General features: G+C 27.3%; 28 protein-coding genes and 1 pseudogene. 28 read left to right on the top strand and 1 reads right to left on the bottom strand.

Annotated elements, in window-relative coordinates; all coding sequences use genetic code 11:
- The first annotated feature begins 2 nt into the window (after positions 1 to 2).
- The 21 genes and pseudogenes from WFJ11_RS04760 (at position 3) to WFJ11_RS04660 (ending at position 16,798) form a co-directional block, all read left to right on the top strand.
- Positions 3 to 1,139: an HlyD family efflux transporter periplasmic adaptor subunit gene (locus WFJ11_RS04760; protein WP_338816995.1), complete on the top strand. Its 1,137-nt coding sequence runs from the start codon at positions 3 to 5 to the stop codon at positions 1,137 to 1,139.
- On the top strand, positions 1,139 to 1,837 hold the full coding sequence (locus WFJ11_RS04755) for a YggS family pyridoxal phosphate-dependent enzyme (RefSeq protein WP_338816994.1): 699 nt from the start codon (positions 1,139 to 1,141) through the stop codon (positions 1,835 to 1,837). Before WFJ11_RS04760 ends, WFJ11_RS04755 begins: the two co-directional genes overlap by 1 nt.
- A gap of 86 nt (positions 1,838 to 1,923) precedes the next feature.
- Positions 1,924 to 2,391, top strand: coding sequence for a cell division protein SepF (locus tag WFJ11_RS04750; RefSeq protein ID WP_009732786.1), 468 nt, complete (start codon positions 1,924 to 1,926; stop codon positions 2,389 to 2,391).
- Between the two features lie 4 nt (positions 2,392 to 2,395).
- Positions 2,396 to 3,175, top strand: coding sequence for a YlmH/Sll1252 family protein (locus WFJ11_RS04745; RefSeq protein ID WP_009372673.1), 780 nt, complete (start codon positions 2,396 to 2,398; stop codon positions 3,173 to 3,175).
- Positions 3,172 to 3,624, top strand: a complete 453-nt coding sequence (lspA, locus tag WFJ11_RS04740; RefSeq protein WP_293440565.1) for a signal peptidase II — start codon at positions 3,172 to 3,174, stop codon at positions 3,622 to 3,624. Before WFJ11_RS04745 ends, lspA begins: the two co-directional genes overlap by 4 nt.
- A gap of 1 nt (position 3,625) precedes the next feature.
- Positions 3,626 to 4,294, top strand: coding sequence for a uracil-DNA glycosylase (locus WFJ11_RS04735; RefSeq protein WP_338816991.1), 669 nt, complete (start codon positions 3,626 to 3,628; stop codon positions 4,292 to 4,294).
- Between the two features lie 3 nt (positions 4,295 to 4,297).
- Positions 4,298 to 5,230 carry an RluA family pseudouridine synthase gene (locus WFJ11_RS04730; RefSeq protein ID WP_338816990.1) on the top strand — a complete coding sequence of 311 codons (933 nt, stop codon included), beginning with the start codon at positions 4,298 to 4,300 and terminating at the stop codon, positions 5,228 to 5,230.
- Positions 5,212 to 5,667 (top strand): annotated as a pseudogene (locus tag WFJ11_RS04725) (GNAT family N-acetyltransferase); the annotation flags it as partial. The gene WFJ11_RS04730 and the pseudogene WFJ11_RS04725, both read left to right, overlap by 19 nt.
- Before the next feature lie 66 nt (positions 5,668 to 5,733).
- The gene (locus tag WFJ11_RS04720) at positions 5,734 to 6,330 is read left to right on the top strand and encodes a peptidylprolyl isomerase (RefSeq protein WP_039868387.1); all 597 of its coding nucleotides are present in this window, start codon (positions 5,734 to 5,736) and stop codon (positions 6,328 to 6,330) included.
- A 2-nt stretch (positions 6,331 to 6,332) separates the two neighbouring features.
- Positions 6,333 to 6,944 carry a thymidine kinase gene (locus WFJ11_RS04715; RefSeq protein ID WP_004833679.1) on the top strand — a complete coding sequence of 204 codons (612 nt, stop codon included), beginning with the start codon at positions 6,333 to 6,335 and terminating at the stop codon, positions 6,942 to 6,944.
- A gap of 93 nt (positions 6,945 to 7,037) precedes the next feature.
- Positions 7,038 to 7,238 (top strand): cold shock domain-containing protein, encoded by a 201-nt coding sequence (locus WFJ11_RS04710; RefSeq protein WP_004833677.1) that lies wholly within the window; start codon positions 7,038 to 7,040, stop codon positions 7,236 to 7,238.
- Positions 7,239 to 7,362: 124 nt separating this feature from the next.
- Positions 7,363 to 7,929, top strand: coding sequence for a GrpB family protein (locus WFJ11_RS04705; RefSeq protein WP_293440557.1), 567 nt, complete (start codon positions 7,363 to 7,365; stop codon positions 7,927 to 7,929).
- A 68-nt stretch (positions 7,930 to 7,997) separates the two neighbouring features.
- Complete coding sequence (locus WFJ11_RS04700) at positions 7,998 to 8,882, top strand: Hsp33 family molecular chaperone HslO (RefSeq protein ID WP_293440555.1); 885 nt, start codon at positions 7,998 to 8,000, stop codon at positions 8,880 to 8,882.
- An 8-nt stretch (positions 8,883 to 8,890) separates the two neighbouring features.
- Positions 8,891 to 10,243 carry an MATE family efflux transporter gene (locus WFJ11_RS04695; RefSeq protein WP_338816989.1) on the top strand — a complete coding sequence of 451 codons (1,353 nt, stop codon included), beginning with the start codon at positions 8,891 to 8,893 and terminating at the stop codon, positions 10,241 to 10,243.
- A gap of 282 nt (positions 10,244 to 10,525) precedes the next feature.
- Positions 10,526 to 12,937, top strand: coding sequence for a leucine--tRNA ligase (leuS, locus tag WFJ11_RS04690; RefSeq protein ID WP_338816988.1), 2,412 nt, complete (start codon positions 10,526 to 10,528; stop codon positions 12,935 to 12,937).
- A 104-nt stretch (positions 12,938 to 13,041) separates the two neighbouring features.
- Positions 13,042 to 13,599 carry an NUDIX hydrolase gene (locus WFJ11_RS04685; protein WP_338816987.1) on the top strand — a complete coding sequence of 186 codons (558 nt, stop codon included), beginning with the start codon at positions 13,042 to 13,044 and terminating at the stop codon, positions 13,597 to 13,599.
- 97 nt (positions 13,600 to 13,696) lie between these two features.
- On the top strand, positions 13,697 to 14,521 hold the full coding sequence (locus tag WFJ11_RS04680) for a patatin family protein (protein WP_338816986.1): 825 nt from the start codon (positions 13,697 to 13,699) through the stop codon (positions 14,519 to 14,521).
- Between the two features lie 8 nt (positions 14,522 to 14,529).
- Positions 14,530 to 15,219: a metallophosphoesterase gene (locus tag WFJ11_RS04675; RefSeq protein WP_009372545.1), complete on the top strand. Its 690-nt coding sequence runs from the start codon at positions 14,530 to 14,532 to the stop codon at positions 15,217 to 15,219.
- Between the two features lies 1 nt (position 15,220).
- Complete coding sequence (locus WFJ11_RS04670; protein WP_323988569.1) at positions 15,221 to 15,766, top strand: class IV adenylate cyclase; 546 nt, start codon at positions 15,221 to 15,223, stop codon at positions 15,764 to 15,766.
- 1 nt (position 15,767) lies between these two features.
- Positions 15,768 to 16,064, top strand: coding sequence for a hypothetical protein (locus WFJ11_RS04665; RefSeq protein WP_009372771.1), 297 nt, complete (start codon positions 15,768 to 15,770; stop codon positions 16,062 to 16,064).
- An 8-nt stretch (positions 16,065 to 16,072) separates the two neighbouring features.
- Positions 16,073 to 16,798 (top strand): HAD family hydrolase, encoded by a 726-nt coding sequence (locus tag WFJ11_RS04660; RefSeq protein ID WP_039868293.1) that lies wholly within the window; start codon positions 16,073 to 16,075, stop codon positions 16,796 to 16,798.
- 59 nt (positions 16,799 to 16,857) lie between these two features.
- On the opposite strand, the gene WFJ11_RS04655 is transcribed toward WFJ11_RS04660, so the two are convergent.
- The gene (locus tag WFJ11_RS04655) at positions 16,858 to 17,286 is read right to left on the bottom strand and encodes a flavodoxin (protein WP_004833660.1); all 429 of its coding nucleotides are present in this window, start codon (positions 17,284 to 17,286) and stop codon (positions 16,858 to 16,860) included.
- Positions 17,287 to 17,647: 361 nt separating this feature from the next.
- On the opposite strand from WFJ11_RS04655, the gene hrcA reads away from it, so the two are divergent.
- The 7 genes from hrcA (at position 17,648) to WFJ11_RS04620 (ending at position 25,999) form a co-directional block, all read left to right on the top strand.
- On the top strand, positions 17,648 to 18,661 hold the full coding sequence (gene hrcA / locus WFJ11_RS04650; RefSeq protein WP_009354297.1) for a heat-inducible transcriptional repressor HrcA: 1,014 nt from the start codon (positions 17,648 to 17,650) through the stop codon (positions 18,659 to 18,661).
- Between the two features lie 15 nt (positions 18,662 to 18,676).
- Complete coding sequence (gene grpE, locus WFJ11_RS04645) at positions 18,677 to 19,207, top strand: nucleotide exchange factor GrpE (RefSeq protein WP_338816983.1); 531 nt, start codon at positions 18,677 to 18,679, stop codon at positions 19,205 to 19,207.
- 16 nt (positions 19,208 to 19,223) lie between these two features.
- Positions 19,224 to 21,044: a molecular chaperone DnaK gene (dnaK, locus tag WFJ11_RS04640; protein ID WP_338816982.1), complete on the top strand. Its 1,821-nt coding sequence runs from the start codon at positions 19,224 to 19,226 to the stop codon at positions 21,042 to 21,044.
- 125 nt (positions 21,045 to 21,169) lie between these two features.
- A complete protein-coding gene (tkt, locus tag WFJ11_RS04635) occupies positions 21,170 to 23,143 on the top strand; it encodes a transketolase (protein ID WP_338816981.1) in 1,974 nt (657 codons plus the stop codon).
- A gap of 142 nt (positions 23,144 to 23,285) precedes the next feature.
- Positions 23,286 to 23,978: a hypothetical protein gene (locus WFJ11_RS04630; RefSeq protein ID WP_338816980.1), complete on the top strand. Its 693-nt coding sequence runs from the start codon at positions 23,286 to 23,288 to the stop codon at positions 23,976 to 23,978.
- Between the two features lie 46 nt (positions 23,979 to 24,024).
- Entirely contained in the window at positions 24,025 to 25,140 is a 1,116-nt protein-coding gene (locus WFJ11_RS04625; protein ID WP_338816979.1) for an AbiH family protein, read from the top strand.
- Between the two features lie 157 nt (positions 25,141 to 25,297).
- The gene (locus tag WFJ11_RS04620; RefSeq protein WP_338816978.1) at positions 25,298 to 25,999 is read left to right on the top strand and encodes an HAD family hydrolase; all 702 of its coding nucleotides are present in this window, start codon (positions 25,298 to 25,300) and stop codon (positions 25,997 to 25,999) included.
- Positions 26,000 to 26,026: the final 27 nt, after the last annotated feature.

Below are 26,026 nucleotides of genomic sequence, written 5' to 3'. Positions count from 1 at the left end.
ATATGAAGAAACGTAGAGGCATTTTACCTAATGCTAAAGAACATCTAGGTTTAGTTATTTTAATTATATTTGTTAGTTTATTTTTAGTAAAAAATATGTTTTTTAATAAAAATTTAAATAAAGATATAATGGTTTTAGAAAATCCAAAAACCTATGACTTAAACCTTTCATCTAAGGCATTAGTTATAAAAGATGAATACCTATATTATGTAGGAAAAAGCAATATTGAAGTAGATAATTCAAAAGTTGGAGTTGATAAAGAAATAGGGGAAGTTGATGTTTCAAAGGTTGATCAAAACTTTAAAGATTATTTAGCTGAAAAAGTTCAAGCATTGCAAGAACAAGAGGATAACAAAGAATCAAAAGTTGAAAATATTGACTTAGACAATATCTTAAAATATGTTAGAGATAAAGATTTTTCAAAAACTTTTGATATACTTTCAAGTGATAAGAATAAAAATGCTTTTGGAAAAAAATATACTTCCGATAAATTATTTAGGTATTCTTTACTAAATGATACAATTAATTCTGGAAAGATTGTTTCAAAAAATTCTGGAGTTGTATTAAATAAAATTGATGGTCTAGAAAATGTTTATGATTTTTCTGTTATTGATTCTATAGATGAAAAGGACTTTAATTTTGATAATGCGAATAATATTTCAAATATTGATGGAATAAAAATTGTAGATAACTTGAAATATTATCTTTGTATTAGGGTTAAGGCTGATACTTTAGAAGATATAGATGTAAATAAAAGCATAAAAGTAAATGTTGGAAATTCTGTTGCTACTGGAATAATAAAGAAGGTAAAAAAAGGTTCTGAATATGATTTAATTGTTGCTCAGTTTTCATCTGCTTTTAATGAAATTGCAGATAAAAGATTCATTGACTTAAATGTAATAAAGACAGTTTCAAGTTCTTTTGAACTTCCATTAACTGCTCTTACTTCTAAAGATGGTGAAGATTATGTTTTAGTAGTTGATTCTTTTGATAATATAACAAGGGCAAAGGTCAAGGTTAAATTTATTGATAAGATAAATTCAAAAGTTTATATTGACTCAAAAAATAGTTCAGTTGGAATTTTTTCTAATATCTTAAAAGATGCCAGTAAAGTTAAAGAAGGTGCAATTTTAAAGTAATGAAAGAAAATATAAATAATATAATTGAAAAAATTTCTCTTGCTTGTAAAAAGTCAAATAGAGATAAAGAAGAAATATTTTTGTTACCAGTTTCAAAGACAGTTGATGTGGATAAAATTCAAGAAGCAATTGATTTAGGATTTTATACTTTTGGAGAAAATAAGGTTCAAGAAATATTAAAAAAGTACGAATACTTTGATGGAAAAGTTAAATTTCATATGATTGGACATCTCCAAACAAATAAGGTTAAATCCATTATTGATAAAGTTGAATTAATTCACTCTTTAGATAGAATTTCACTTTTAGATAAATTAGAATTGGAAGCTAAAAATAAAGGAATTACTGTAAATTGTTTAGTTGAAGTAAATATTGGAAAAGAAGATAGTAAATCAGGAATTTTTGAAGAAGATGTCCTAGATTTTATACAAGAAGTTTCAAAAAGAGATAATGTTTTAGTAAATGGACTTATGACAGTTGCACCTTATTGTGAGGATGCTGAAGATACTAGAATTTATTTCAAAAAGATGAAATCTTTGTTTGATGAAATTTCAAAACTTAAATTAAAAAATGTTGATATGAAGATTCTATCTATGGGAATGAGTAATGATTTTATGGTTGCCATAGAGGAAGGTTCAAACCTTATAAGGATTGGAACATCAATATTTGGTGCAAGAAATTATGGAGTACTTTCAAATTAATGAAAATGTTAGGTAGATTGATTATAATTAGAAAATTTTAAATTTTCTTTTGTTATAAAATATATTAAAATATGAGGAGGAATATTATGGCAGGCTTTATGGACAAAATAAAGAAATTTGTTGGCAGTGATGACTTAGAAGATGAATATGATGATTATGAAGAAGAGGCAGTTGTTGAAAAACAACCTAAATCAGTTGGGGAAAGTTATGCTAGAAATAGTAGTAAACTATCATTAGAAAAGGAAAAATCTAATATCGTTACAATGCCTAATATCAGTAGATTTTTAATTTCTATAAGAGAACCAATAACTTTTGATGATGGAACTCAAGTTTTAGATGATGTTTTAAAGGGAAAAGTTGTTGTTTTAAATTTGGAAATGTTGGAAGTTGATAAGAAGAGACAAATTTTTGATTTTGTAAGTGGAGGTATTTATTCTCTATCAGGGAAAATACAAAAAGTTACTAAAGATATTTTTATCTTAGCTCCTAAGGGAATTGATATTGACGGAAAAGTTAAAGATCAAATTGAAAATAACGGATTTTATCAAATTTAATTAAATGAAATCATTTGATAAGATTAAGATTTTAGATAATATTAATAATATAGAAATTAAAAAGACCATCAATAAATTTTTAGATGGTCTTGTTTCTATGGAAAAAAACTATAAAGATGTATTTGTTTCTAACTTTTTTACTCCATTGGAATTTAAATATGTAGAGAGAATTTTAAAAAATTTAGATTTAGATTATGATATTATCTTTGCTGACGAAGATTATGAAAGAAAGTTTATAATTTTTTATAGGAATGACTATATACTAAATGATTATTTAGAAACCTTGCGATTTAAAGATATTTTAGGAATAGAACATAGAAATATCTTGGGAAGTATTCTTCATTTGGGAATAACTCGTGAGAAAGTCGGAGAAATATTAAAAGTTGATGAATATTGGTATGTTTATTGCTTAAGACCTATAGGAACATTTTTATTTTCTAATGGTTTAAAATTTTCAGGACAAGATTTAAAACTGGAAATTCTGAATGATAATTTTATACCTACTAATTTCAGAAAATACGAAGATGAAAAAATAATAGTCTCCAGTTTGAGATTAGACTGTTTTGTAAAAGAACTTGCAAGAACTTCAAGAGAGATTGCTCAAAAATTCATTAAAAGTGGAAATGTAAATTTGAACTATGAGGAATGTAAAGATTTCGATAAAAAGATTAATGAAAATGATATAATTTCAATAAGAAAAGAAGGAAAATTTAAGGTTGACAGTTTTGATGGGTTAACAAAAAAGAACAAATTTGTTGTCAATATTAAGAGGTATTCTATATGATATATGCAATTATAATTGTTGGATTAGCGTTAGACCAACTTACAAAATATATTACAGTAGCCAATTTAAAAGGTGCTGATTCAGTAGTTTTAATTAAAAATTGGCTAGAATTTACCTATGTAGAAAATACAGGGGTAGCTTTTGGCAGTTTTAGAGGATATAAATATTTCTTTATTTTTATTTCTTTGGTCGCATTTTTTGGAATTTTATTTTATATATATAAAAATAAAGATAAAATGTCTAAAATTGAACAAGTATTATTTGCTTTAATTGCTTGTGGAGCATTAGGAAATTGTATTGATAGAATAAGGTATTCTTTTGTTGTAGATTTTATACATACAAGATTTGGTGGGCTATACGATTTTCCAGTTTTTAATTTTGCAGATATTTATATTTGTGTAGCTTGTTTCCTACTTATAGTTGTTTCATTTACTAAAAAGGAGAATTAAGATGATGTCCAATTATGTTGCTTGGAATGAATATTTAAAAGATGAATTTAAAAAAGATTATTTTGTTAAGATGAAAAATTTTTTAAATGAGGAATATAAGAATAAAACTATATTCCCTCCTAATGAATGTGTTTTTACTATTTTTGATAAAATATCACCAAAAGACATTAAGGTAATTATCTTAGGGCAAGATCCATATCATGGGGTAAATCAAGCAAATGGAATGAGTTTTTCAGTAAATAGAGGAGAAAAAATACCGCCTTCACTTAGAAATATATATCTTGAATTATATTCTGATTTAGGGATAACTCCCCCAAATCATGGAGATTTAACTGCTTGGGTTGAACAAGGTGTTTTTTTATTAAATGCTACACTTACTGTTGAAAAGTCAAAGCCAAATTCACATAAAGATATAGGTTGGCAAATTTTTACAGATAGAGTTATTGAAATAATTTCAAATTTTGATTATCCTAAAGTTTTTATTCTTTGGGGAAGTTTTGCTATTTCAAAGAGAAATTTGATAAAAAAAGATGAAAATAACTTTATAATTACAAGTACACATCCTTCTCCTTTTTCTGCTCATCGAGGATTCTTTGGCAGCAAGCCATTTTCTAAGGCTAATGAATTTTTGGTTAGCAAGGGAGTTAAACCGATAGATTGGAGAGTATAATTTTTGACAGAATTAAAATATATTAGTGATAAAAAAATTAGATGTGATGTTTTTTTATCTGAAAAAATTTCTAATTTATCAAGGACTTCAATTCAAAAATTGATAAAAGAGAAATTAGTTTTTGTTAACGGGAAAAATATAAAGCCTAATGTAATTTTAGAAATAGGAGATGAAATTACAGTTTCTATTCCCGATAAAAAAGAAATTACATTAGTTGCCGAAGATATAGCTTTAGATATTGTATATGAAGATGATTATATTATAATTATAAATAAACCTAGAAATATGGTTGTTCATCCGGCTGCAGGTAATGAAGAACATACTTTGGTTAATGCTCTTTTAAATCATTGTAAATTATCAATGATTAATTCCGAAAGACCTGGGATTGTTCACAGACTTGATAAGGATACAACAGGTCTTATAGTCTGTGCAAAGGACGATGAAACACATTTAAAATTGGTTGAAAAGTTTGCTAATAGAGAAGTTAAAAAAAAATATTTGGCAATCTGTAATGGAAGTTTTTCAAAAGAAAATGGATTCATAGATAAGCCTATTGGTAGAGATGAAAAAGATAGAAAGAAGATGAGCGTAAAAAGTAAATCAGGAAAAGAAGCTCTTACAGAATACAATATTTTAACTTCAAATTTAAAATACTCTTTAGTTGATGTAACTCTTCATACTGGTCGAACTCATCAGATAAGAGTTCATTTTAGTAGCCTTAATCATCCTATAGTAGGGGATGAAACTTATGGAAACAAAAATGAAAAGATAAAAGCAAATGGACAGATGTTACATTCTTATTATCTTGAGTTTTTGCATCCAATTACAGAGGAAAATTTAAGTTTTACCGTTTTACCTGATGATTATTTTTTTAGTATTTTAAATAAAACAGGGTTGGAATTTAATGAGGAGTTATTATGCAAAGCAAAAGATTAATTTTTAGAAAATTCAATTTAGATGATATAGATGATGTTTTTGAGTTTGGAAATGATGATGAAACTTGTAAATTTGTTACTTGGGATAAGCATAAAAATATTCTAGAATCTGAAAAAGTAATTACAGATTATTTTATGAAAAATAATTATTGTTTTGCAATCGTTGAAAAAATTTCCAATAAATGTATCGGTTCTTTTGAATTTAAAACGGATATAAAAAACAATTCCTTATTTTTAGGATATGTTTTAAATAAAACTTTTTGGAACAAAGGTTATATGACTGAGACTTTGAATTTTATGCTTGACTATGCTTTTAATACCTTAAAAGTTAATAGAGTTTGTGCAGTTCATATTAAAGAAAATATTGCTTCAGGAAAAGTTATGGAGAAATGCGGGCTTAAAGTTGAGGGCGAATTTGAAGATGAGGAATTTTTAAAAGGAAGATATATAACCTTAATACATAGAGCAATTTTAAGAAGAAATTATTTAAAAGGAGAAAAGAGAATGAAACAATTAGAAATGCCTAAAAATGGAGAAAAAGTTTATATAATGAAAACAAATGTAGGAGAAATTTCTCTAAGATTATTTAATGAAGTTGCTCCTAAGGCTTGTGAAAATTTTATTACATTGGCTAAAAGAGGATATTATAATGGAGTTATTTTCCATAGGGTTATTAGAGATTTTATGATTCAAGGTGGAGATCCAACAGGTACTGGAATGGGTGGAGAAAGTATTTGGGGAGAATCCTTTGAAGATGAATTCGATGGTAATTTTAGAAATTATAGAGGTGCTTTGTCAATGGCAAATGCTGGACCAAATACAAATGGAAGTCAATTTTTTATAGTTCAAAATAGTAAAATTTCTGATGATTATGTAAATTATTTGAAAAATTCAGATAAAAAAGTTTATCCTGATGAAGTTGTTGAAACTTATGAAAAAAATGGTGGAGCTTTTTGGTTAGATTTTAAGCATACTGTTTTTGGACAAGTGTTTAAAGGAATGGAAGTAGTTGATGAGATAGCAAATACTTACTGTTCAAATGATAAGCCGGTAGAAGATATTGTAATTTTATCAATTGAAGAAAAAGTTTTTGAGGGTTAATTATGCATCAATATAAAGGTAAATTAATTTTACATACAGGTAGTATGTTCTCTGGAAAGACTTCAAGTTTATGGAAGGACTTAAATAGATTTGAAATTGCAAAATATGAAACTGTAGTATTTAAGCCAAAGTTTGATAATAGATATGCAGATAAAGAAATAGTTACTCATGATAATAATAAAATGAGAGCTATTCCGGTTGAAAATATTGATGAAATTATAGAATATATGAAGACGAGTACTGCAAGTATTATAGGAATTGATGAAGTACAATTCATCAAGGGAGATATTAATAAGATTGTTGAAACTTTAAATTTATTTTTAGAAAATGAATTTACAGTCGTATTAGCTGGTCTTGATATGGACTTTAAAGCTGAACCTTTTGAGTTAGTAAAAGAGTTGATGCCACGAGCTGATTATCTATATAAACACCATGCAGTTTGTGCAAATTGTGGTGTTGATGCTTGGGTTAGTTACAGAAAAACACATGATGATGAAAGAATAAAACTTGGGGCTGCAGAAAGTTATGAGCCACTTTGTAGAAAATGTTATTATGAAAAAGAAAAAATCAGAAAGCAAATGGAAAATCAATTAAGTATGTTAGAAGATGAGTAAATTATACTTGCTTTATTCTTTTAGATATGTTATAGTATGAAGGTAGTAATAATTTACTACATATTTCCTATAGTATTGGAGGATTAAAAGGATATGAAAGGAACTGTAAAATGGTTCAATGCAGCTAAAGGATTTGGATTTATTTCTACTGAAGATGGGGAAGATGTATTTGTACATTATTCAGCATTAGAAGAAACTGGTGAATTTAGAACTTTAGATGAAGGACAAGCTGTTGAATTCGAAATAGTTGAAGGCGCTAAAGGTCCTCAAGCTTCTGGTGTTGTTAAGTTATAAGATTGTTTTTTCTTAAATGGAAATTCAATTTAAACATACTTCAGTATGTTATGATATTAATATTAATCAAGAAGTAAAATCTCCTTTTTAGGAGATTTTTTAAATTTAACCAAAAGGAAATTTTATGAGTAAAAAATTAGATGAGATGAGTTTAGAGGAATTATGGGAAATTTTTCCTATATTTCTAGTTGAACATAATGATGAATGGGAAACTTGGTATGAAGATGAAAAATTAAATATTTTATCTTTATTTCCAAACGAAAAAATTTACAGAATTTCACATATAGGAAGTACATATATTCCTACAATATGGGCAAAAAATATTGTGGATATTCTTTTAGAGATTAATGATAATGAAGATTTAAAATTTGTAAAAGAGATATTATTAAAAAATAATTGGCTTTGTATGAGTGAAGATGAAAAGAGAATCTCTATGAATAAAGGATATACTGAAAAAGGATTTGCAAAAAAAGTATTTCATTTGCATATAAGATTAGCTGGAGATAATGATGAATTGTATTTTAGAGACTATTTATTTGAAAATTCTGAAATTGCAAAAGAGTATGAAATATTAAAATTATCTCTGTGGAAAAAATTTGAACATAATCGAGATGCTTATACAGAATCAAAAGGAGAATTTATTAAAAAATATACTGAAATTGCAAAGAAAAAATATAGAAAAAGATATTAATTTATCAATTGATTTCTTTAAATTTTTAGTATATAATCTTTATATAAAATTAATGTTAAGGAGTCTTTATGGCAAAAATATTAAGATGTATTGATGAGCATAATTCTATGAGATTTTTCTTAGCTTTTACAGATGATATAGTAAAAGATTTTGAAAAATTACAAAAGAGTTCTATAAGTGCAAATATTGAAATGGGAAAAGTATTAACGATGAATGCTTTACTTTATTCCGATTTGAAAAATGATACTGATTCAATTGATTTAAAATTAAAAACTAATGGTGAATGTGGTCTTATAATTTCAAAATTATACAATAATTCTTATATAACAGGATATTTGGAAAATAAAAATATAAGTAAATATGATAAAATATATGAAAAAGGAAAATCTTCAAAAGATTTTATAGGGGATAAAGGAATACTTGTTTTGATAAAGGATTTAGGTCTTAAAGCTCCATATGTAGGACAAACAAGTATAATTTCTTCTGATATTAGTGAAAATTTTACTAATTATTTCAGTGCATCTAATCAAACTGTTACTTCTATTGATTTACAAGTAAAAAAAGTTGAAGATGATTATATTTCTTTTGGATTTATGATGGAACTTTTGCCGAACTATACTGAAAAAGATTTATCACAATTTACTATCTATTCAGATATGTTTAAAACTGAATTAGATAATTATTTAGCTTCAAAAACTGATGATATGAGTTTTTATGACTATATTGTTTCTATTTTGAAAATTTTTAATATTAGAATTATTGAAGAAAAAATTATTCATTACAGATGTAATTGTAGTGATGAAAAAATAGATAATATGTTGTTGGGTCTAGGCAAAAAAGAGCTCAATGATATAGTTGAAGAGGGGAAAGATATAGAAATTTCTTGTAATTTCTGCGATAAGAAATACAAGAAAAGTATTGAACATATAAAAAATTTATTAAAAAAACTTTAGGGTAATCTATGAAAAAAATAAATTTATTAGATAATAGAATTTATAGAAATTTAGTAATGATGTCTATTCCAATAATGACGACTTCATTTATTCAAATGTCTTACACTTTAATGGATACTTTTTGGGTTGGAAAACTTGGAACTGAAGCGATTGCTGGAGTAGGCATTGTCTCATTTATTATGTGGTTTGCAAATTCTTTGGTTCTAGTTTCAAAAACAGGAATAGAGATTGGAGTTGCCTATAGTGTAGGTTCTAGGGATGATAAGCAATTTAGAAAATATATTGATACATCTGTTGCCATAAATTTATTTATGTCAATAACATTTGGATTATTGGTATATTTTTTTAGACTTGATATAATTAAATTTTTCAATATAAAAAGTGAATTGGTAATTTCACTAGCGAATAGCTATTTAAAAATTGTTATTTTAGGACTTCCTTTTACTTTTTTAAATCCACTATTTTCAGGAGTTTTCAATGGTTCAGCAAATAGTAAAGTTCCTTTTATTGCTAACTCAATTGGACTTATAATAAATATAGTCTTAGATCCAATTTTAATTTATGGATATTTTGGACTACCAGAATTTGGAGTTAGTGGTGCAGCTATTGCTACAACATTATCTCAAATTATTGTTACATTTATTTTTATAATTTTCTCAATTTTAGATTGGAAAATCTTAAAAGGTTTTAATTTAGTTAAAAATTTTAACAATGCAACTTTTAAAGAAGTTTTAAGACTTGGTGTTCCAACTGCTTTTAAATCTTGTATATTTGCATTTATTTCAACTATTTTACTAAGAATAATAGCAAATTGGGGAGAAAATGCGGTTGCAGCAGAAAATGTTGCTGTACAGATTGAAGCTATAAACTGGATGACTGTTGAAGGGTTTTCAATAGCTCTTTGTGCTTTAATAGCACAAAATTTTGGTGCAAAAAATTATGATAATATAGCTTCTGGTTATAAAAAAGGACTTAAAATAATTTTATGGATTGGTGTTTTCTGCTCATTCTTTTTATTCTTCTCATCAGATTATATAATTAGATTATTTATAAGAGATGATGTAGATACTATTAGAATGGGTGTTAGTTATCTAAAAGTTTTAGCGTTTTCGGAGATATTTTTAGCGCTTGAAATTGGAATTTCAGGTATGTTTAACGGACTGAAAAATACTAAAACGCCAACTATAATAAGCACTTTTTCAAATGCATTGAGAATTCCACTTGCTTATTTAGTTTTATTTTTAAAATTAGATATAACATATATATGGGTTGTAATATCTTTTTGTACTTTTTTAAAGGGAATCCTAAATTATATTTTCTTTAAGAGATTTATTAGAGAAAACTTTGATTTTAAATTATAATGTATTGAAAAAAAATAAAAAATATGATATCATATCTTTATTATATTTAGAAAATTTTAGATTGAAAGTAGTAAATATATTCAAATTTTTTAGAGAGTTATTGTTTGGTGAAAAATAATATTTTGAAGTATTGAACTTGTTCATAAAATGCAAATGCCGTTGATTACGTTATAATCTTAGAGTGAGTTTAATACTAATTAGAGTGGTACCACGGAATTTATACTTTCGTCTCTTTACGAGGCGGAAGTTTTTTTATTACTTTATTACGAATGGAGGAATGTTATGAAAAATTATGATCCAAAAAATATCGAAAAAAAATGGCAAGATATTTGGGATGAAAAGAAACCTTTTAAATGTGAAATTAATGATAAAGAAAAATTCTATCCTTTAATAGAATTTCCATATCCTTCTGGTCAAGGACTTCATGTAGGACATCCAAGACCATATACTGCAATGGATGTTGTAAGTAGAAAAAGAAGACTTGAAGGACAAAATGTATTATTTACAATGGGTTGGGATGCTTTTGGTTTACCAACTGAAAACTATGCGATGAAAAACAAAATTCATCCGGAAATTGTAACAAAAAATAATATTGCAAACTTTAAAAAACAATTAAAGAGTATTGGATTTTCTTTTGATTGGGATAGAGAAATAAATACAACAGATCCTGAGTATTACAAATGGACTCAATGGATTTTTATGAAGATGTTTGAAAAAGGACTTGCATACAAAATGGAAATGCCAATAAACTTCTGTACTTCTTGTAAAGTAGGTTTATCAAATGAAGAAGTAGTCGGCGGTTGTTGTGAAAGATGTGGTAGTGAAGTTATTCATAAAGTAAAAAACCAATGGATGTTAAAGATAACAGAATATGCAGATAGACTTATTGATGACCTTGATGAAGTTGACTTTATTGACAGAGTTAAAACCCAACAAATTAATTGGATTGGTAGAAGTTATGGAATGGAAGTTAAATTCCAAATCAAAGATATTGATGATACTATTTTGGTATATACTACAAGACCTGATACAATTTTTGGTGCAACTTATATGGTTATATCCTGTGAGCATCCATTACTTAAAAAATACGAAGATAAAATAAAGAATAAAGAAGAAATAGAAAAATATATTTTAGAAGTTCAAAAGAAATCTGAATTTGAAAGAACTGAAATGAATAAAGATAAGACGGGTGTTAAAATTGATGGAATAACTGCAATTAATCCTTGTACAAAAAAAGAAATTCCTGTGTTTATTTCTGACTATGTTCTAATGACTTATGGTAGTGGAGCAATTATGGCAGTTCCTGCACATGATACTAGAGATTTTGATTTTGCTAAGAAATTTGGATTAGAAATAGTTGAAGTTGTTAGTGGTGGAGAAAATGTTCAAGAAAAAGCATATACGGATACTAATAGTGGAATTATGGTTAATTCAGATTTTCTAAATGGACTTTCAGTTAAAGAAGCCAAAGAAAAGATTTTTGAATATTTATCAAAACTTGGTATTGGAAATAAGAAGACAAACTTTAAACTTCGTGACTGGGTATTTTCAAGACAAAGATATTGGGGAGAACCGATTCCTTTGGTATATTGTGAAAAATGTGGTTGGGTTGCAATTCCGGAAGAAGAACTACCTTTAAAACTTCCTGAACTTGAATCATTTGAACCTACAGAAACAGGAGAATCTCCACTTTCAAAAATTGATGAGTTCGTAAATTGTGCTTGTCCTAAATGTGGAGGAAAAGCAAAGAGAGAAACAGATACAATGCCACAATGGGCAGGATCTTCATGGTATTATTTAAGATATATGGATCCTAATAATAAAGAAAATCTTGTTGGAAAAGATGCCTTAAAATATTTCAATCAAGTTGACTGGTATAATGGTGGTATGGAACATACTACATTGCACTTGTTGTATTCAAGATTTTGGCATAAATTCCTTTATGATATAGGTGTAGTTGATACAAAAGAACCTTATTTAAAGAGAACATCACATGGAATGATTCTTGGAGAAAATGGAGAAAAAATGTCTAAATCAAGAGGAAATGTTGTAAATCCTGATGAGATGATTGACAAATACGGAGCAGATGCATTAAGATGTTACGAAATGTTCTTAGGAGATTTTGAAAGAAGTGCATCTTGGTCTGACGGTGGAATTAACGGTTGTAGAAAATTCTTAGATAGAGTTTGGAAATTACAAGAAATTACAAGTTCATCCGAAGAAATGACAAAATCATTAGAAAAATCAATTCATAAGACTATCAAAAAAGTATCAGAAGATTTTGAAAGTCTTAAATTTAATACTGCAATAGCCGCTCTTATGACTTTGATTAATGAATTTTATTCAGCAAAAGAAATTTCAAGAGAAGACTTGAGAGTATTCTTGATTTTATTAAATCCGGTTTCTCCACATATAACTGAAGAAATATGGCAAGAAATGAATTTTGGTGGATATATCTTTGAACAAACTTGGCCAAAATATGATGAAGCAAAAACAATTGATGATGAAGTAGAAATGCCAATTCAAATAAATGGAAAAGTCAGAACAACATTAATGATTTCAAAAGATGCAAAATTTGAAGATTTTAAAGAAGCACTTTATGATAACGAAAATGTTAAAAAATTTATAGAAGGAAAAACTGTTGTAAAAGAAATTTTTGTTCCAGGAAAAATTTGTAATATAGTTGTTAAATAGTAATGAAAGAAAGATATGTATTTAATTGCATATCTTTTTTTGTTATAATTTATGTAATATAATTGATATGATTAAAAATTTTATTTAATCAAGGAGGTTTGAAAGTGAAGTATAAAATAAATATAGATATACCGGAATTGGATTTAGAACTTCAGGATGATGAATGGAATAAGGAATATATTGATCACAATAGACTAATTGTCAGATCAATTGTTGTTGATGACTCAAATTATTTTTACTTTGTTAGAGTTCATAGAGATGATGACTTTGGGAAAGCTACTCTTATTGAAACTGCAGGTGGTGGAGTTGAATTAAATGAAAATTTAGAATCTGCTCTCAGAAGAGAACTAAAGGAAGAATTAGGAGTAGAAGTTGAAATTATTTGTAAAATAGGAGTTGTAAGTGACTATTATAACCTTATCCATAGACATAATATTAATAATTACTATTTTTGTAAAATAGAATCGTTTGGAGATAGGAATTTGACAATTGAAGAAATTGAGAGTTTTAAATTATCAACACTTAAATTGACATTTGAAGATGCTATAAAGGAGTATAAAAACTGTTCAAATACAAAACTGGGGAAGCTTATTTTGAATAGAGAGATACCCGTTTTAAATTATGTAAAAGAAATTTTAAATATATATAAATGTTTTGATTAATTGAAAAATTAATTAAATTTCGTAGACTTGCTTTTTTGTATATTTTTGGATTTTATGGTAAAATAATAAATATAATTAATAAGATATGAGGTGTTTTATGAATAATAAAGTTGCATTGGTAATTGAAGGCGGGGCAATGAGAGGAGCTTTTTTAAAAGGAGTTTTAGATTGCTTTAAAGAAAATGGAATTAAATTTCCATATATTGTAGGAGTATCTGCCGGAGCTATTACAGGCTTTGAATTTTTTAGTGGAATAGAGTTTGATGTTAATAAATTGTTTCAAGAGTTTTTGAAAAATATGGAATTATTAAAGAATTCTTCTGAGCCTATTGATTTAAAATCAACAGTTAATAGTATTTTTAATTTTCCTGAATTTGATAAAAGTTTAGATGGAGATTTTGAAGCAGGGGTAACTTCTTTGATTGATGGCAGTTATAAATTCTTTTCAGCAAAAGATGCAAAAAACACTTCAGATATGGTTGATAAGATAATAGCTTCATCTTCTCTTCCAGATATGGCAAAATTTGTAGTGATTGATGGAATTCCTTATTTTGATGGTGGAATGTATAATAGCAATCCACTTGAAAGAGCAATTGAAAAAGGTTATGAAAAGTACGTAATTTTACTAACTAGAAATAGAGGTTATAGAAGAGAGGATTCTGATGTTAGTGATAGAGTAAAGTATGCTTATAAAGATTATACTAAATTTATTGAATCAATGAAAAATGAAAAATATAAATATAACGAAACTATGGATTTAGTAGATAAACTAGAAGCAGAAGATAAAGCATTAGTTTTTGCACCTATTAATCCTTTAAAATTTAAGTCGTTTACAACTAATATGCAAGATGTTGTAGATTTATATAAGGAAGGATATATGATTGCAAGTCAAAGTATTGAAAATGTTAAAAAATTTGTTTAGGAGTTATAATGATATACGGTTTATCTGATTTGCATTTAGATTATACTGGAGATAAGTCAATGGAGGTTTTTGGATCCGCTTGGGAAAACTATGAAGAAAGAATGTTTAAAGCGTGGAAAGAAATTGTAAAAGATGACGATTATGTCATTGTGCCTGGAGATATTTCTTGGGCATTAAAAATTGATGAGGCCTACAATGATTTAAAGAGAATTGAAAGTCTTCCGGGAAAGAAAATTTTTTTAAAAGGCAATCATGATTTATGGTGGAGTAGTCTTAATAAAATAAAAGAATTAGATTTAAAAAATATGTTTTTTTTACAAAACAATAGTTTTGAAACTGAAAAATATGTATTTATTGGAACAAGAGGTTGGATTTCTCCAAAATCTTCTGAATTTTCCGAAGATACAGATAGAAAAATCTACAATAGAGAACTTATGCGATTAAAATTAAGTTATAATTCTGTTAAAAATAAAGAAAAGGAAATAATTTGTCTTTTTCATTATCCACCAGTAGAAAAAGATAGGACTTTAAATGACTTTGGATTATTTGTTAAGGAACATAATATAAAAATTGTTTTATATGGACATCTACATGCATATTCTTTAAATAATGTTGTGGATGAAGTAGTCGACGGAATAGAATTCCATTGTATTTCCGCGGATTACTTAAAATTTATCCCAAGACTTATTAGGAGATAAAATGGAGAAAGAGTTAGAAGTTAAAATTTTAAATATAGATGTTGAAGAAGTTAAAGCCAAATTGGAAAATTTAGGGGCAAAATTTTTGAAAAGTGAAAATCAAGAAAATATAAGGCTTACATCTTCAAAATTTGATTATATTCCCAAGGGAAGTTTTTTGAGAATTCGAAAATTTTTAGATAAAAATGGAAAAGAAATTAATTCAGAGTTAACATATAAAGAGCATAAAGAAAATAAGTTGTTAAAGGAATTTAATGAATATAATGTTTCTTTAGAAAATAGTGAAGATATGCTAAAAATTTTAAATTTTTTAGGATATGATAAACTTGATATAGAGAAAAAATTTAGAACATCATATAAATTAAAAAATGCTCATATTGACATTGACATATGGGATAAAGAAGTTTATCCTGATCCATATATGGAAATTGAAGTTTCGAATTATGGTGATTTGTGTGAAGTTTTAAATTTATTAGAAATAAGTGAAGGTGATGTTTGTCTTAAATCTTTGCCTGAACTTAAAGAAGAATTAAAAAGTAGGAGTTAATATGAAAGAGTTATTAGGAATTTTGGTGAAAAAAAGAACATCAGTGCTTATAGTTTTACTTGCAATATTTATTGGAATGTTAGTAACATATTTGCTTAGTAGACTAAAAAATAGATTTGTTAAATTTATTCCTGCATTTGTTTTAATAATTGTTGGAACAATATTCTTAGCTGACGGTTGGACAAACATTTTAACTGCAAGAGGTATAAATTCATTATACTATGCTATGATTATAGGTACTAGTGGTGTTGTTTCACTATTCTATGCTTTAATACTAATGAATTTTAAGAGAAAGTAGGTGTGTATATGGGTAATATAGCCGCATTTTTTGACATTGACGGAACTATTGCAAGAGAATCACTTATGATTGAACATTTCAAAAGACTTATAAAGTATGAAATTTTGGATGAAAGTGTTTGGGTTGATGATGTAAAACAATTATATATGGAATATGTTAATAGATATGGGGCGTATGACGCCTATATTGAAGCACTTTCTGAAAAATATAGAAGTGATTTAAGAGGTTTTGATATAAGATATAACAAATTTATTGCAGAACAATCTATAAAAAAAGTATTTGAAAGAGTTTATGTCTTCTCAAGAAATCAGTTAGAATTTCATAAAGCTAATGGGCATTTAATATTTTTTATTTCAGGAAGTCCTGATTTTTTGGTTAAAGAAATGGCTGAAAAATATGATGTTACAGAATTTAGAGCAACAAAATATTTGTTTGATGAAAATGGTAAGTTTACTGGGGAAATTGTACCTATGTGGCATAGCGAGGGAAAAGATGAAGTATGTAATGAGATTATAGAAAAATATAATATAGATGTTGAGAAATCTTATGCATATGGAGATACAACTGGAGATTTATCAATGCTTAGAAGATTTGGTAATGCTTATACAATAAATCCTTCAAATAAATTATTACAAAGAATAAAAAATGATGAAGAACTTTCAAAAAAAGTGAATATAATTGTAGAGAGAAAAGATGTTATTTATAAATTAAAGGCAGATGTAACAACTTTATAATTTCTAATATTAAGAACATAAAAAAAGCAGCCATTAGGCTACTTTTGTTTTTTGTATAACTATGCTTTAGCAATCTTTTCTCCGAATGCTACACAATCATCTTCATCTTCTGGTGTAGGACAATCATATACGCAAAGTGGTTCAGCTACAATTTTAGCTCCAACTCCTTCACATCTAACCTTCCAGTCTTTCATCCATTTTTGTCCTTCATTCCATTCGTAAGATCCGAATAAAGCAATTTTTCTTCCATTTAATTCTTCTTCAACTTCTTCGAACATTGGTTCAAAGCTTGATTCTTCAAGAACTTCATCTCCCATTGCTGGGCAACCAAATGCAACTAAATCATAATCATTTAACATATCTGCGCCAAAATCGTCACAGAAGATTACTTCTACTTCAGAACCTGCATTTTCAATACCTTCGGCGATACAATCAGCCATTTTTTCAGTATTGCCTGTACCTGACCAATATACAACTGCTACTTTCATTTAAAAGTCCTCCTTAAATTTTGAATAACAAAATAAAAATTTATTGTATTTATATAATATACAATATAAATTATAATTAAATTTAAAATATAGATTTTAAACTTAATAACAATTTCTACAAGATAATAATAACAATAATATAAAATTTTGTCAACTATTTACAAAATTTTTACATTATATTTTATACAATAAATAGATTAGTTTACTATAAAACTTAGAAAAATATCTTTAAATTATTTAAAAAAATAATTGGTAAAAAAATTTTTTTAATAAAAATGTTTTAAATCTTGACATAGGGGAATAATAGTAATATAATATTGTTAGCAGTCTAAGAGATTGAGTGCTAAAAAGAGGTGATAAAATGCTTGATGATAGAAAATTGAAGATTTTATATGCCATAATAGATAGTTATATCAGCACATCTGAGCCAATTGGTTCCCGAACGATTTCAAAACAATATGATATGGGAGTCAGTTCGGCAACGGTAAGAAATGAAATGAGTGACTTGGAAGAATTAGGATTTTTAAATAAAGCTTATTCATCTTCTGGTAGAATTCCATCAGATAAGGCTTATAGACATTATGTTAACTATTTGTTGTCTTCACATTTTGATGAGATTTCAAAAAATATGTATGGAATTGACATTTTATCAAAACATATTAATGAAAAAAATAAAATTTTTAAAGAATCCGCAAAGATAATTTCTGAGGTAACAGAATGTATCACAGCGACTATGATTACGGATTATATGGATTGCTCTGTTAAGAGTATTGATGTCATTAATATAAGCGGAAATTGTTATGTTTTGGTATTGGTTTTTGATAATGGAAAAGTTATAAATACAGTTTTTGATTCGAAAACAGAACTTAGTGGAGATATATTACAAGATTTGATATTTTACTTGAAGAAGTATTTGATAAATGTTAAAGTATCAGATTTAAATGAAAGACTAGAGTATTTGAAACTTACCTTTGTTTCAAAAATTCCTTTTATAACAGAAATTTCTGATTTAATTGGTAAAGAGATTTCAAAGAATGAAAAATCCAGTATTGAACTAGAAGGAATTTCTAATATATTTAATTTCCCAGAATATCGAGATTTAAATAAAGCTAAAGAACTTATTCATTTCTTAGAAGATAAAAATGAGCTTGAAGATTTATTCTTAAGTTACAGTGGAGATAAAATATATGTAAGTATAGGAAGTGAAAATAACAAAGACTTTTTAAATGAAAATACAATAGTTGCAACATCCTATAATCTTGGGGACGGTAGCAAAGGAAAGATTGCTGTTATTGGACCTACTAGGATGGATTATGAAAAAATAATATCAGCTATGTTAAGTATAAATGATAGAATTAAAGATATTTTAAAATGATGGGAGGCGAAATAGTTGAAAGAAGATAAAAAGGAAATGGAAGAAGAGCTAAATGAAGAAACTACTGAAGAAGTAGAAAAAAAAGACTTAGAACAAAACTCTTCTAATGAAGTTGAAGAAAAATTAAATTCAGAAATTGAGGAATTAAAAAATCAACTTTTAAGACTTCAAGCTGATTTTGTAAATTATAAAAACAGAACAGAAAGAGAAAAGTCAAATTCTATTATCTTAGCAAATGAAGGTTTAATATTAAAATTGTTGCCTGTTTTGGATAATTTTAATAGAGCTTTTACTCATGTAAATATAGAAGATGAGGCGATTAAAGGTTTTGTTATGATTAAAGAACAGTTTGAGTCAATTTTGAAAACCGAAATGGTTGAGGAAATAGAAAGTGATGGTGCTGTTTTTGATCCAAATCTACATAATGCAGTTATGACTGAAAGTAAAGATGGAGTAGAAAGTGGCATTGTATTAGAAACATTTGAAAAAGGATATAAAATTAAAGATAAAGTAATAAGACCAAGTATGGTTAAAGTTAGTGAATAATTAGGAGGAAAAAGATATGTCAAAAATTATAGGTATTGATTTAGGAACAACAAACTCAGCAGTTGCTGTTATGGAAGGTGGAGAACCAACAATTATTGCAAACGTAGAAGGAAATAGAACTACTCCTTCAGTTGTTGCTTTTACAAAAAATGGAGAAAGATTAGTAGGAGAAACTGCAAAAAGACAAGCAATAACAAATGCAGGAAGAACTATAACTTCTATTAAGAGAGAAATGGGTACAGACTACAAAGTAAAAATCGATGATAAAGAATATAGCCCAGAAGAAATTTCAGCAATGATTTTACAAAAAATTAAATCAGATGTTGAAAGTTATTTAGGAGAAACTGTCTCAGAAGCTGTAATAACAGTTCCTGCTTACTTTACAGATAGCCAAAGACAAGCTACAAAAGACGCTGGAAAGATTGCTGGTTTAGATGTTAAGAGAATTATCAACGAACCAACAGCAGCAGCTTTGGCTTATGGAATGGATAAAGATACTGAACAACATAAAATAATGGTATTCGACCTTGGTGGTGGTACATTCGACGTTTCTATTTTGGAAATTGGAGATGGAGTTTTTGAAGTTTTAGCTACAAGAGGTAACAATAGACTTGGTGGAGATGATTTTGACGAAGTTTTAATGAAATATATGATTTCAGAATTCAAAAAAGAAAATGGTATTGACTTAAGTAAAGATGTAACAGCAATGCAAAGATTAAAAGATGCTGCAGAAAAAGCTAAAAAAGAACTTTCAACAACAATGACTACTAATGTGAACTTACCATTCATTACAGCTGTTGATGGAGCTCCAGTTCATTTAAATATGGACATTAAGAGAGCAAAATTTGAAGAACTATCTTCAGACTTAGTTGATAAAACTTTAGTTCCAGTTAGAGAAGCATTAAATGATGCGGGACTTACTGCATCTGAAATTGATAAAGTTCTTTTGGTTGGTGGTTCAACAAGAATTCCGGCAGTACAAGAAGCAGTTAAAAAATTAATCGGAAAAGAACCACAAAAAGATATTAACCCTGATGAATGTGTTGCCATTGGTGCTGCAATTCAAGGTGGTGTTTTAACAGGAGAAGTTAAAGATTTATTATTATTAGACGTAACTCCATTGTCATTAGGTATCGAAACAATGGGTGGTGTAATGACAAGATTAATCGAAAGAAATACAACTATTCCTGCAAAGAAGAGTCAAATATTCTCAACAGCTGCAGATGGACAAACAGCAGTAGATATCCATGTTTTACAAGGTGAAAGAGAATTTGCTCATGATAATACAACACTTGGAAGATTCCAATTAACAGGTATTCCAGCTGCTCCAAGAGGAGTTCCACAAATTGAAGTTACTTTTGATATTGATGCTAATGGTATTGTAAATGTTCATGCTAAAGATTTAGGATCAGGAAATGAACAAAAGATTACAATTACTGCATCAACAAAATTATCTGAAGATGAAATTAATAAGAAAGTTAGAGAAGCAGAACAATTTGCTCAAGAAGATAAGAAGAAAAAAGAAGTTGTAGAAACTAAAAATAATGCTGAATCCTTAATCTATCAAACTGAAAAAACTTTGAAAGATTTAGAAGGAAAAATCTCAGAAGATGAAAAATCTGCAGTTAATGCAAAATTAGAAGATTTAAAATCAGCAATAACAACTGACAATGTAGAAGACATTAAAGCAAAGAATGACGCTTTAACTCAAGAATTCTACAAAATTTCAGAAAAATTATATCAAAATGCTAACCCACAAGGAGAAGGAGCAGAACCAAAGAAAGATGATGTAGTTGATGCTGACTATGAAGTAGTTGATGAAGACGAAAATAAATAGAATAAAAAATGCTAAAAGGTAGTGTGTGATGCACTACCTTTTCTATTGAAAAAAAATGTATTTATTGATATAATAAGTTCGTTAAGTTTATTTAAAAAAATAATATATTTAAGTGAGGGAATGATATGGAAATTAAGAATTTATGTATTAATACTATGAGAACATTAAGTGCTGATGCTATTCAAAAAGCAAAGTCAGGACATCCCGGACTTCCACTTGGAGCATCACCAATGGCATTTACTTTATTTAATGATTGTATGAAGATTTCTCCTAAAAATCCAAATTGGTTTGACAGAGATAGATTTATTTTATCAGCAGGACATGGTTCTATGCTTTTATATTCATTACTTCATCTATTCGATTATGGTGTTAGTATTGAAGATATAAAGAATTTTAGACAAATTGACAGTTTGACTCCGGGACATCCTGAATATGGACATACTGCAGGAATAGACGCTACAACAGGTCCACTTGGACAAGGTGTTTCAATGGCTGTTGGTATGGCATTAGCTGAAAGTCATTTAGCTTCAATTTTTAATACTGATGATTGTAAAATAGTAGATCACTATACTTACTCAATCGTTGGAGACGGTTGTCTTATGGAAGGTATCAGCAATGAAGCATCTTCACTTGCAGGTACATTAAAATTAGGAAAACTTATAGTTTTATACGATAGCAATAATATAACGATTGAAGGAGATACTTCAACTGCTTTTGGCGAAAATGTAAGAGCTAGATATGAAGCTCTAGGTTGGGATACTTATTTTGTTACAGATGGTAATAATATCAATGAAATTAAAGAAGCAATAGAAAGAGCAAAGCTAACTGATAAACCTTCATTAATAGAAATAAAGACAAAAATCGGATATGGTTCAACTAAAGAGGGAAGTGCTTCAGCACATGGAGAACCATTGGGAGAAGATAATATTCCAACATTTAAGAAAAATATTGGTTGGGAATGTGAAGAAAGTTTTTACGTTCCTAAAGAAGTTAAAAAATATATGAAAGAAGTAGTTGAAAAAAAGAATACTTTTGTTGATGATTGGGAAAAACTACTTGGAGAATACAAAGTTAAATATCCTGAAAAGTATGATTTATTCAGAAAATTTATGAAAGAAGAAATTGACGAAGAAATCTTAAATGACCCTTCGATTATTGAATTTGATAAGGATATGGCTTCAAGAGAATCAAGTGGAATTGTTCTTAACAGATTTTCTAAACTACTACCAAATCTTTTTGGAGGATCAGCAGACTTAGGACCATCAAATAAATCAACAATGAAAGAATTTGACTACTATTCACCTGAAAACAGAAGCGGTAAAAATATTCACTTTGGAGTAAGAGAACATGCAATGGCTGCAATCTGTAACGGGATTTCATTACATGGAGGACTTTTACCATATTGTGCAACATTCTTTGTTTTCAGTGATTATTTAAAACCTGCTGTAAGACTTTCTGCACTTATGAATCAAGGCGTTATCTATGTTTTAACTCATGATAGCATTGGAGTTGGAGAAGACGGACCTACTCATGAACCAATTGAACATTTGGCAATGTTCAGATCTACACCAAATGTTTCAATGTATAGACCTTGTGATGCAAAAGAAACAGCTTATGCCTGGATATCTGCATTAAAGAATAGAAAAACTCCAAGCTGTTTAGCACTTACAAGACAAAAATTGACTAATTTAGAAGAAACTTCAGCAGAATCTCTAAAAGGTGGATATGTCCTAAAAGACTTTGGGAAAGACTTTGAAGTGATTATTATTGCATCAGGTTCAGAAGTTGGCTTGGCTTACAAAGTTTGTGAAAAACTTTTAGAAGAAAATATTTGCACAAGACTTGTATCAATGCCATGTATGGAAGAATTTGAAAAGCAAAGTAAAGAATATAAAGAAAGAGTATTACCTAATAACATCAGAAAGAGAGTTAGCATAGAAGCTCTATCAACATTTGGCTGGGGTAAATATGTTGGATTAGATGGAATTTCAATAGGTCTTGATACATTTGGAGCATCAGCACCTGCAAATCTATTATTTGAAAAATTTGGATTTACAGTTGATGCAGTTTATGACAAAATAAAAAAAGAATTATTTTAATTAATAAAAAATTATAAAGAATAGCGAAGAAAAACTTCGCTATTTTTTATGAAAATATTTTCATTAAATTGTTGAATATATTAGTTTAATTTGTTATAATCATCTTGAGTTGTAAATTATTAAGATTACTAGGAGAATAACTATGAGATGCTTATTTATTTATGGTTTAATGGTTTTAATTTTGACAAGATATATGTATATAGGACTTATGTTCTATAAGATTAGAAATAAAGAGTATGTTTCTGAAGCATATAATATTTTAATGAGAAATCCTAAAATGAAAAATCCTGAAAAGATTTTGAAATATTATGGATTATTTCATTTTGTTATTGCCGCTTTAGTAATTATACTCTTTTTTATTGTTGATTTGGTAGTTATAGCATTATTTGTATGGGTTTTGGCTTTGTTAGAAGACATTTTTTTCATCATAATATCAAAGAAATCTGAAAAAATAAAACACATGATAAGTTTAGTTTCTATAGTAATAATATTACTTTTTGAAATAAAGAGTCTTGATACTCATGAAACTACAAAAAATATTTATAACATTTCATATACAATCGTGATTGAAAACGGAGTAAGTGATTTTAAAGAACTAAAAGAAAAATCTCATCTCGAAGAAATATTAAAGAGTGAAATAAAAAATATCTCTAAAATGAGAGACAAAAAAATTGAATTATATGACCAAAAAGGAAAGCTATTAATAAAATCCGACCTATACGAAGCAGAAGTAAAAATTTCAGCTACAAATGAATATGAAAAGCAGGAAAATATAATAAAATACAAAGGAAAATATTATAAAATTTATGAACCGAAGAAATTTGATGCTGAATAATAATATTATCATAAAAAATATAAATTTAGTATGGGAGTGCAATTGTATGTTTAAAAAATATCATGAAAACTATTATGGAAATTCACTTAAAAAATTTAAAAAACAGCATAATATACTTGTATTGGTAGGAAATGGATTTGATATATCTGTATTAATGAAATACAAAAAAGGAAGAATGGAAGGAAAAACAACTAGTTATTCAGATTTTTTTGATTATATAACATATTTTAATTTGGTAGATGAAAATAATATATTATATAAAAAAATGAAGGAAGATAAAGAAGAAGGTAAAAAAAATTGGAGTGATTTTGAAAATACCATTAGTGAATTAGATATTAAAGGGAATAATAGTATTACTGAAATTGAAAGTTGCATTGATAAATTTCAGGAACTATTTACAAGATTCTTAAATGAATTAGTTGATGCTAATACTTTACTAGAAGTAAATAAAGGTGTGAGTAATAATAATCTTGCAATACAATCTTTCGAAAAATTTTTAATGGATTTGCAAGATATTGAGGACCTGAAATTTATAAAAGGTAATTGGCACTATAACTTATATTATTTTTTATTTTTTAATTTTAATTATACTTCACTCTTAGATAATTATATTTATTTAGATAAACATCAGTTCGATCCACATTGCTATACGGAAGCAGATAGAAATTATCAACTTAAATATAAATTGAATTGTTATTATACTACAACATCTTTATCATCATATCTAATATATGATATCATCCATCCTCATGGAGTTCAAGATATTCCTAGGTCAATTCTTTTTGGAATTGATTTGGAGAATTATGATAAAGGGAAATCTAAAGAAAAAAGATTAGTTAAATCTTACTGGGCTCAATATGATATTAAATATAAATCTTATTTTACAGAAGCGGAATTATTTATAATATATGGTATGTCATTAGGGAAGACAGATGCTTGGTGGATGGATAGTATATATGAAGAGATTTTAAAAAGGGATGTAGAATTAATAATTTACAAACATGGAAATGAAGACAAAGAAATTGTTATTGAATTATTTTTTGATTGTTGTGTAAGACATACTAATAGTTCCGAAGACGAAAAAAATAAAGTTAAGAGTAATATACATGTAGTTACTTTTACAGAAAATAATACTTATTTTTTAGGACTTGAAGAAAAGTAATATTTTTTAATTTAGAAATATCAATATATCCAATTTTATTTGCAAATTATTATACAAGTCGTTATAATATATGTATTACTTAAAAGATTTTAAGTTTTAAATTAATGTTATTTTTTACATAAATTTTGGTGTAATTAGTAATATTTAAGGAGGAAAAATGAAAGCTATATTATTTGATTTGGATGGAACTTTGCTTCCTTTGGATGAAAAATTATTTGTTGATATTTATTTTACAGAATTGTCAAAAGTATTTTCTGATTATAATATTGATAGTAAAAAACTTGTTGAAACAATTTGGACTGCGACAGGTGATATGATTAAGAATGATGGAAAGAAGACTAATGAAGAAGTTTTTTGGGATAGGTTTGAAAGTGTCATAGATGCAGACGTATCAAATGTTAAGGGATTGTTAGCGGATTTTTATGCTAATCAATTTTTTAATAAGGTTAAGAGGTCTTCAACTGAAAATAGTTTGGCAAAGGTTGCTGTTGAACTTGCAAAGAAGAATAGGAGAAAGGTGATTCTTGCTACTAATCCAGTCTTTCCTGAGGATGCCTTAGTTAGATTGAAATGGACAGGACTTGATGTTGATGACTTTGATTATGTTACTCATTATAGTAATAGTTCTTTTTCAAAGCCAAACCCAAAGTATTATTTAGATTTATGTGAAAAATTTGATGTTGAGCCAAAGGACTGTTTAATGATTGGTAATGATGAAAGAGAGGATATTTTTGCTGCTAGTTCTATCGGAATGAATTGTTATTTGGTAACAGATAATCTTAATTCAGCTCCAGATTGTGAAATAAATTGTGAAAAGGGAAGTTTTGAAGACTTAATTGAAAAATTAAAAACTTTATAATTGAGATAGGTATAAATTAAAAAGACA

Source organism: Parvimonas micra (genome assembly GCF_037482165.1).
Lineage (GTDB): Bacteria > Bacillota > Clostridia > Tissierellales > Peptoniphilaceae > Parvimonas.
This window is presented reverse-complemented; position numbering and strand designations above follow the sequence as displayed.

Bases quoted from the DNA above. Each gene is read 5' to 3' on its own strand.
- WFJ11_RS04675 (WP_009372545.1), top strand. From the start codon at position 14,530: ATGATATACGGTTTATCTGATTTGCATTTAGATTATACTGGAGATAAG.
- WFJ11_RS04665 (WP_009372771.1), top strand. From the start codon at position 15,768: ATGAAAGAGTTATTAGGAATTTTGGTGAAAAAAAGAACATCAGTGCTT.
- WFJ11_RS04655 (WP_004833660.1), bottom strand. From the start codon at position 17,286: ATGAAAGTAGCAGTTGTATATTGGTCAGGTACAGGCAATACTGAAAAA.
- WFJ11_RS04630 (WP_338816980.1), top strand. From the start codon at position 23,286: ATGAGATGCTTATTTATTTATGGTTTAATGGTTTTAATTTTGACAAGA.
- WFJ11_RS04620 (WP_338816978.1), top strand. From the start codon at position 25,298: ATGAAAGCTATATTATTTGATTTGGATGGAACTTTGCTTCCTTTGGAT.
- leuS (WP_338816988.1), top strand. From the start codon at position 10,526: ATGAAAAATTATGATCCAAAAAATATCGAAAAAAAATGGCAAGATATT.
- WFJ11_RS04670 (WP_323988569.1), top strand. From the start codon at position 15,221: ATGGAGAAAGAGTTAGAAGTTAAAATTTTAAATATAGATGTTGAAGAA.
- WFJ11_RS04660 (WP_039868293.1), top strand. From the start codon at position 16,073: ATGGGTAATATAGCCGCATTTTTTGACATTGACGGAACTATTGCAAGA.
- WFJ11_RS04720 (WP_039868387.1), top strand. From the start codon at position 5,734: ATGAAACAATTAGAAATGCCTAAAAATGGAGAAAAAGTTTATATAATG.
- WFJ11_RS04735 (WP_338816991.1), top strand. From the start codon at position 3,626: ATGATGTCCAATTATGTTGCTTGGAATGAATATTTAAAAGATGAATTT.
- WFJ11_RS04705 (WP_293440557.1), top strand. From the start codon at position 7,363: ATGAGTAAAAAATTAGATGAGATGAGTTTAGAGGAATTATGGGAAATT.
- WFJ11_RS04700 (WP_293440555.1), top strand. From the start codon at position 7,998: ATGGCAAAAATATTAAGATGTATTGATGAGCATAATTCTATGAGATTT.
- WFJ11_RS04625 (WP_338816979.1), top strand. From the start codon at position 24,025: ATGTTTAAAAAATATCATGAAAACTATTATGGAAATTCACTTAAAAAA.
- WFJ11_RS04695 (WP_338816989.1), top strand. From the start codon at position 8,891: ATGAAAAAAATAAATTTATTAGATAATAGAATTTATAGAAATTTAGTA.
- dnaK (WP_338816982.1), top strand. From the start codon at position 19,224: ATGTCAAAAATTATAGGTATTGATTTAGGAACAACAAACTCAGCAGTT.
- WFJ11_RS04760 (WP_338816995.1), top strand. From the start codon at position 3: ATGAAGAAACGTAGAGGCATTTTACCTAATGCTAAAGAACATCTAGGT.
- WFJ11_RS04715 (WP_004833679.1), top strand. From the start codon at position 6,333: ATGCATCAATATAAAGGTAAATTAATTTTACATACAGGTAGTATGTTC.
- WFJ11_RS04745 (WP_009372673.1), top strand. From the start codon at position 2,396: ATGAAATCATTTGATAAGATTAAGATTTTAGATAATATTAATAATATA.
- WFJ11_RS04680 (WP_338816986.1), top strand. From the start codon at position 13,697: ATGAATAATAAAGTTGCATTGGTAATTGAAGGCGGGGCAATGAGAGGA.
- lspA (WP_293440565.1), top strand. From the start codon at position 3,172: ATGATATATGCAATTATAATTGTTGGATTAGCGTTAGACCAACTTACA.
- WFJ11_RS04755 (WP_338816994.1), top strand. From the start codon at position 1,139: ATGAAAGAAAATATAAATAATATAATTGAAAAAATTTCTCTTGCTTGT.
- hrcA (WP_009354297.1), top strand. From the start codon at position 17,648: ATGCTTGATGATAGAAAATTGAAGATTTTATATGCCATAATAGATAGT.
- WFJ11_RS04750 (WP_009732786.1), top strand. From the start codon at position 1,924: ATGGCAGGCTTTATGGACAAAATAAAGAAATTTGTTGGCAGTGATGAC.
- WFJ11_RS04710 (WP_004833677.1), top strand. From the start codon at position 7,038: ATGAAAGGAACTGTAAAATGGTTCAATGCAGCTAAAGGATTTGGATTT.
- tkt (WP_338816981.1), top strand. From the start codon at position 21,170: ATGGAAATTAAGAATTTATGTATTAATACTATGAGAACATTAAGTGCT.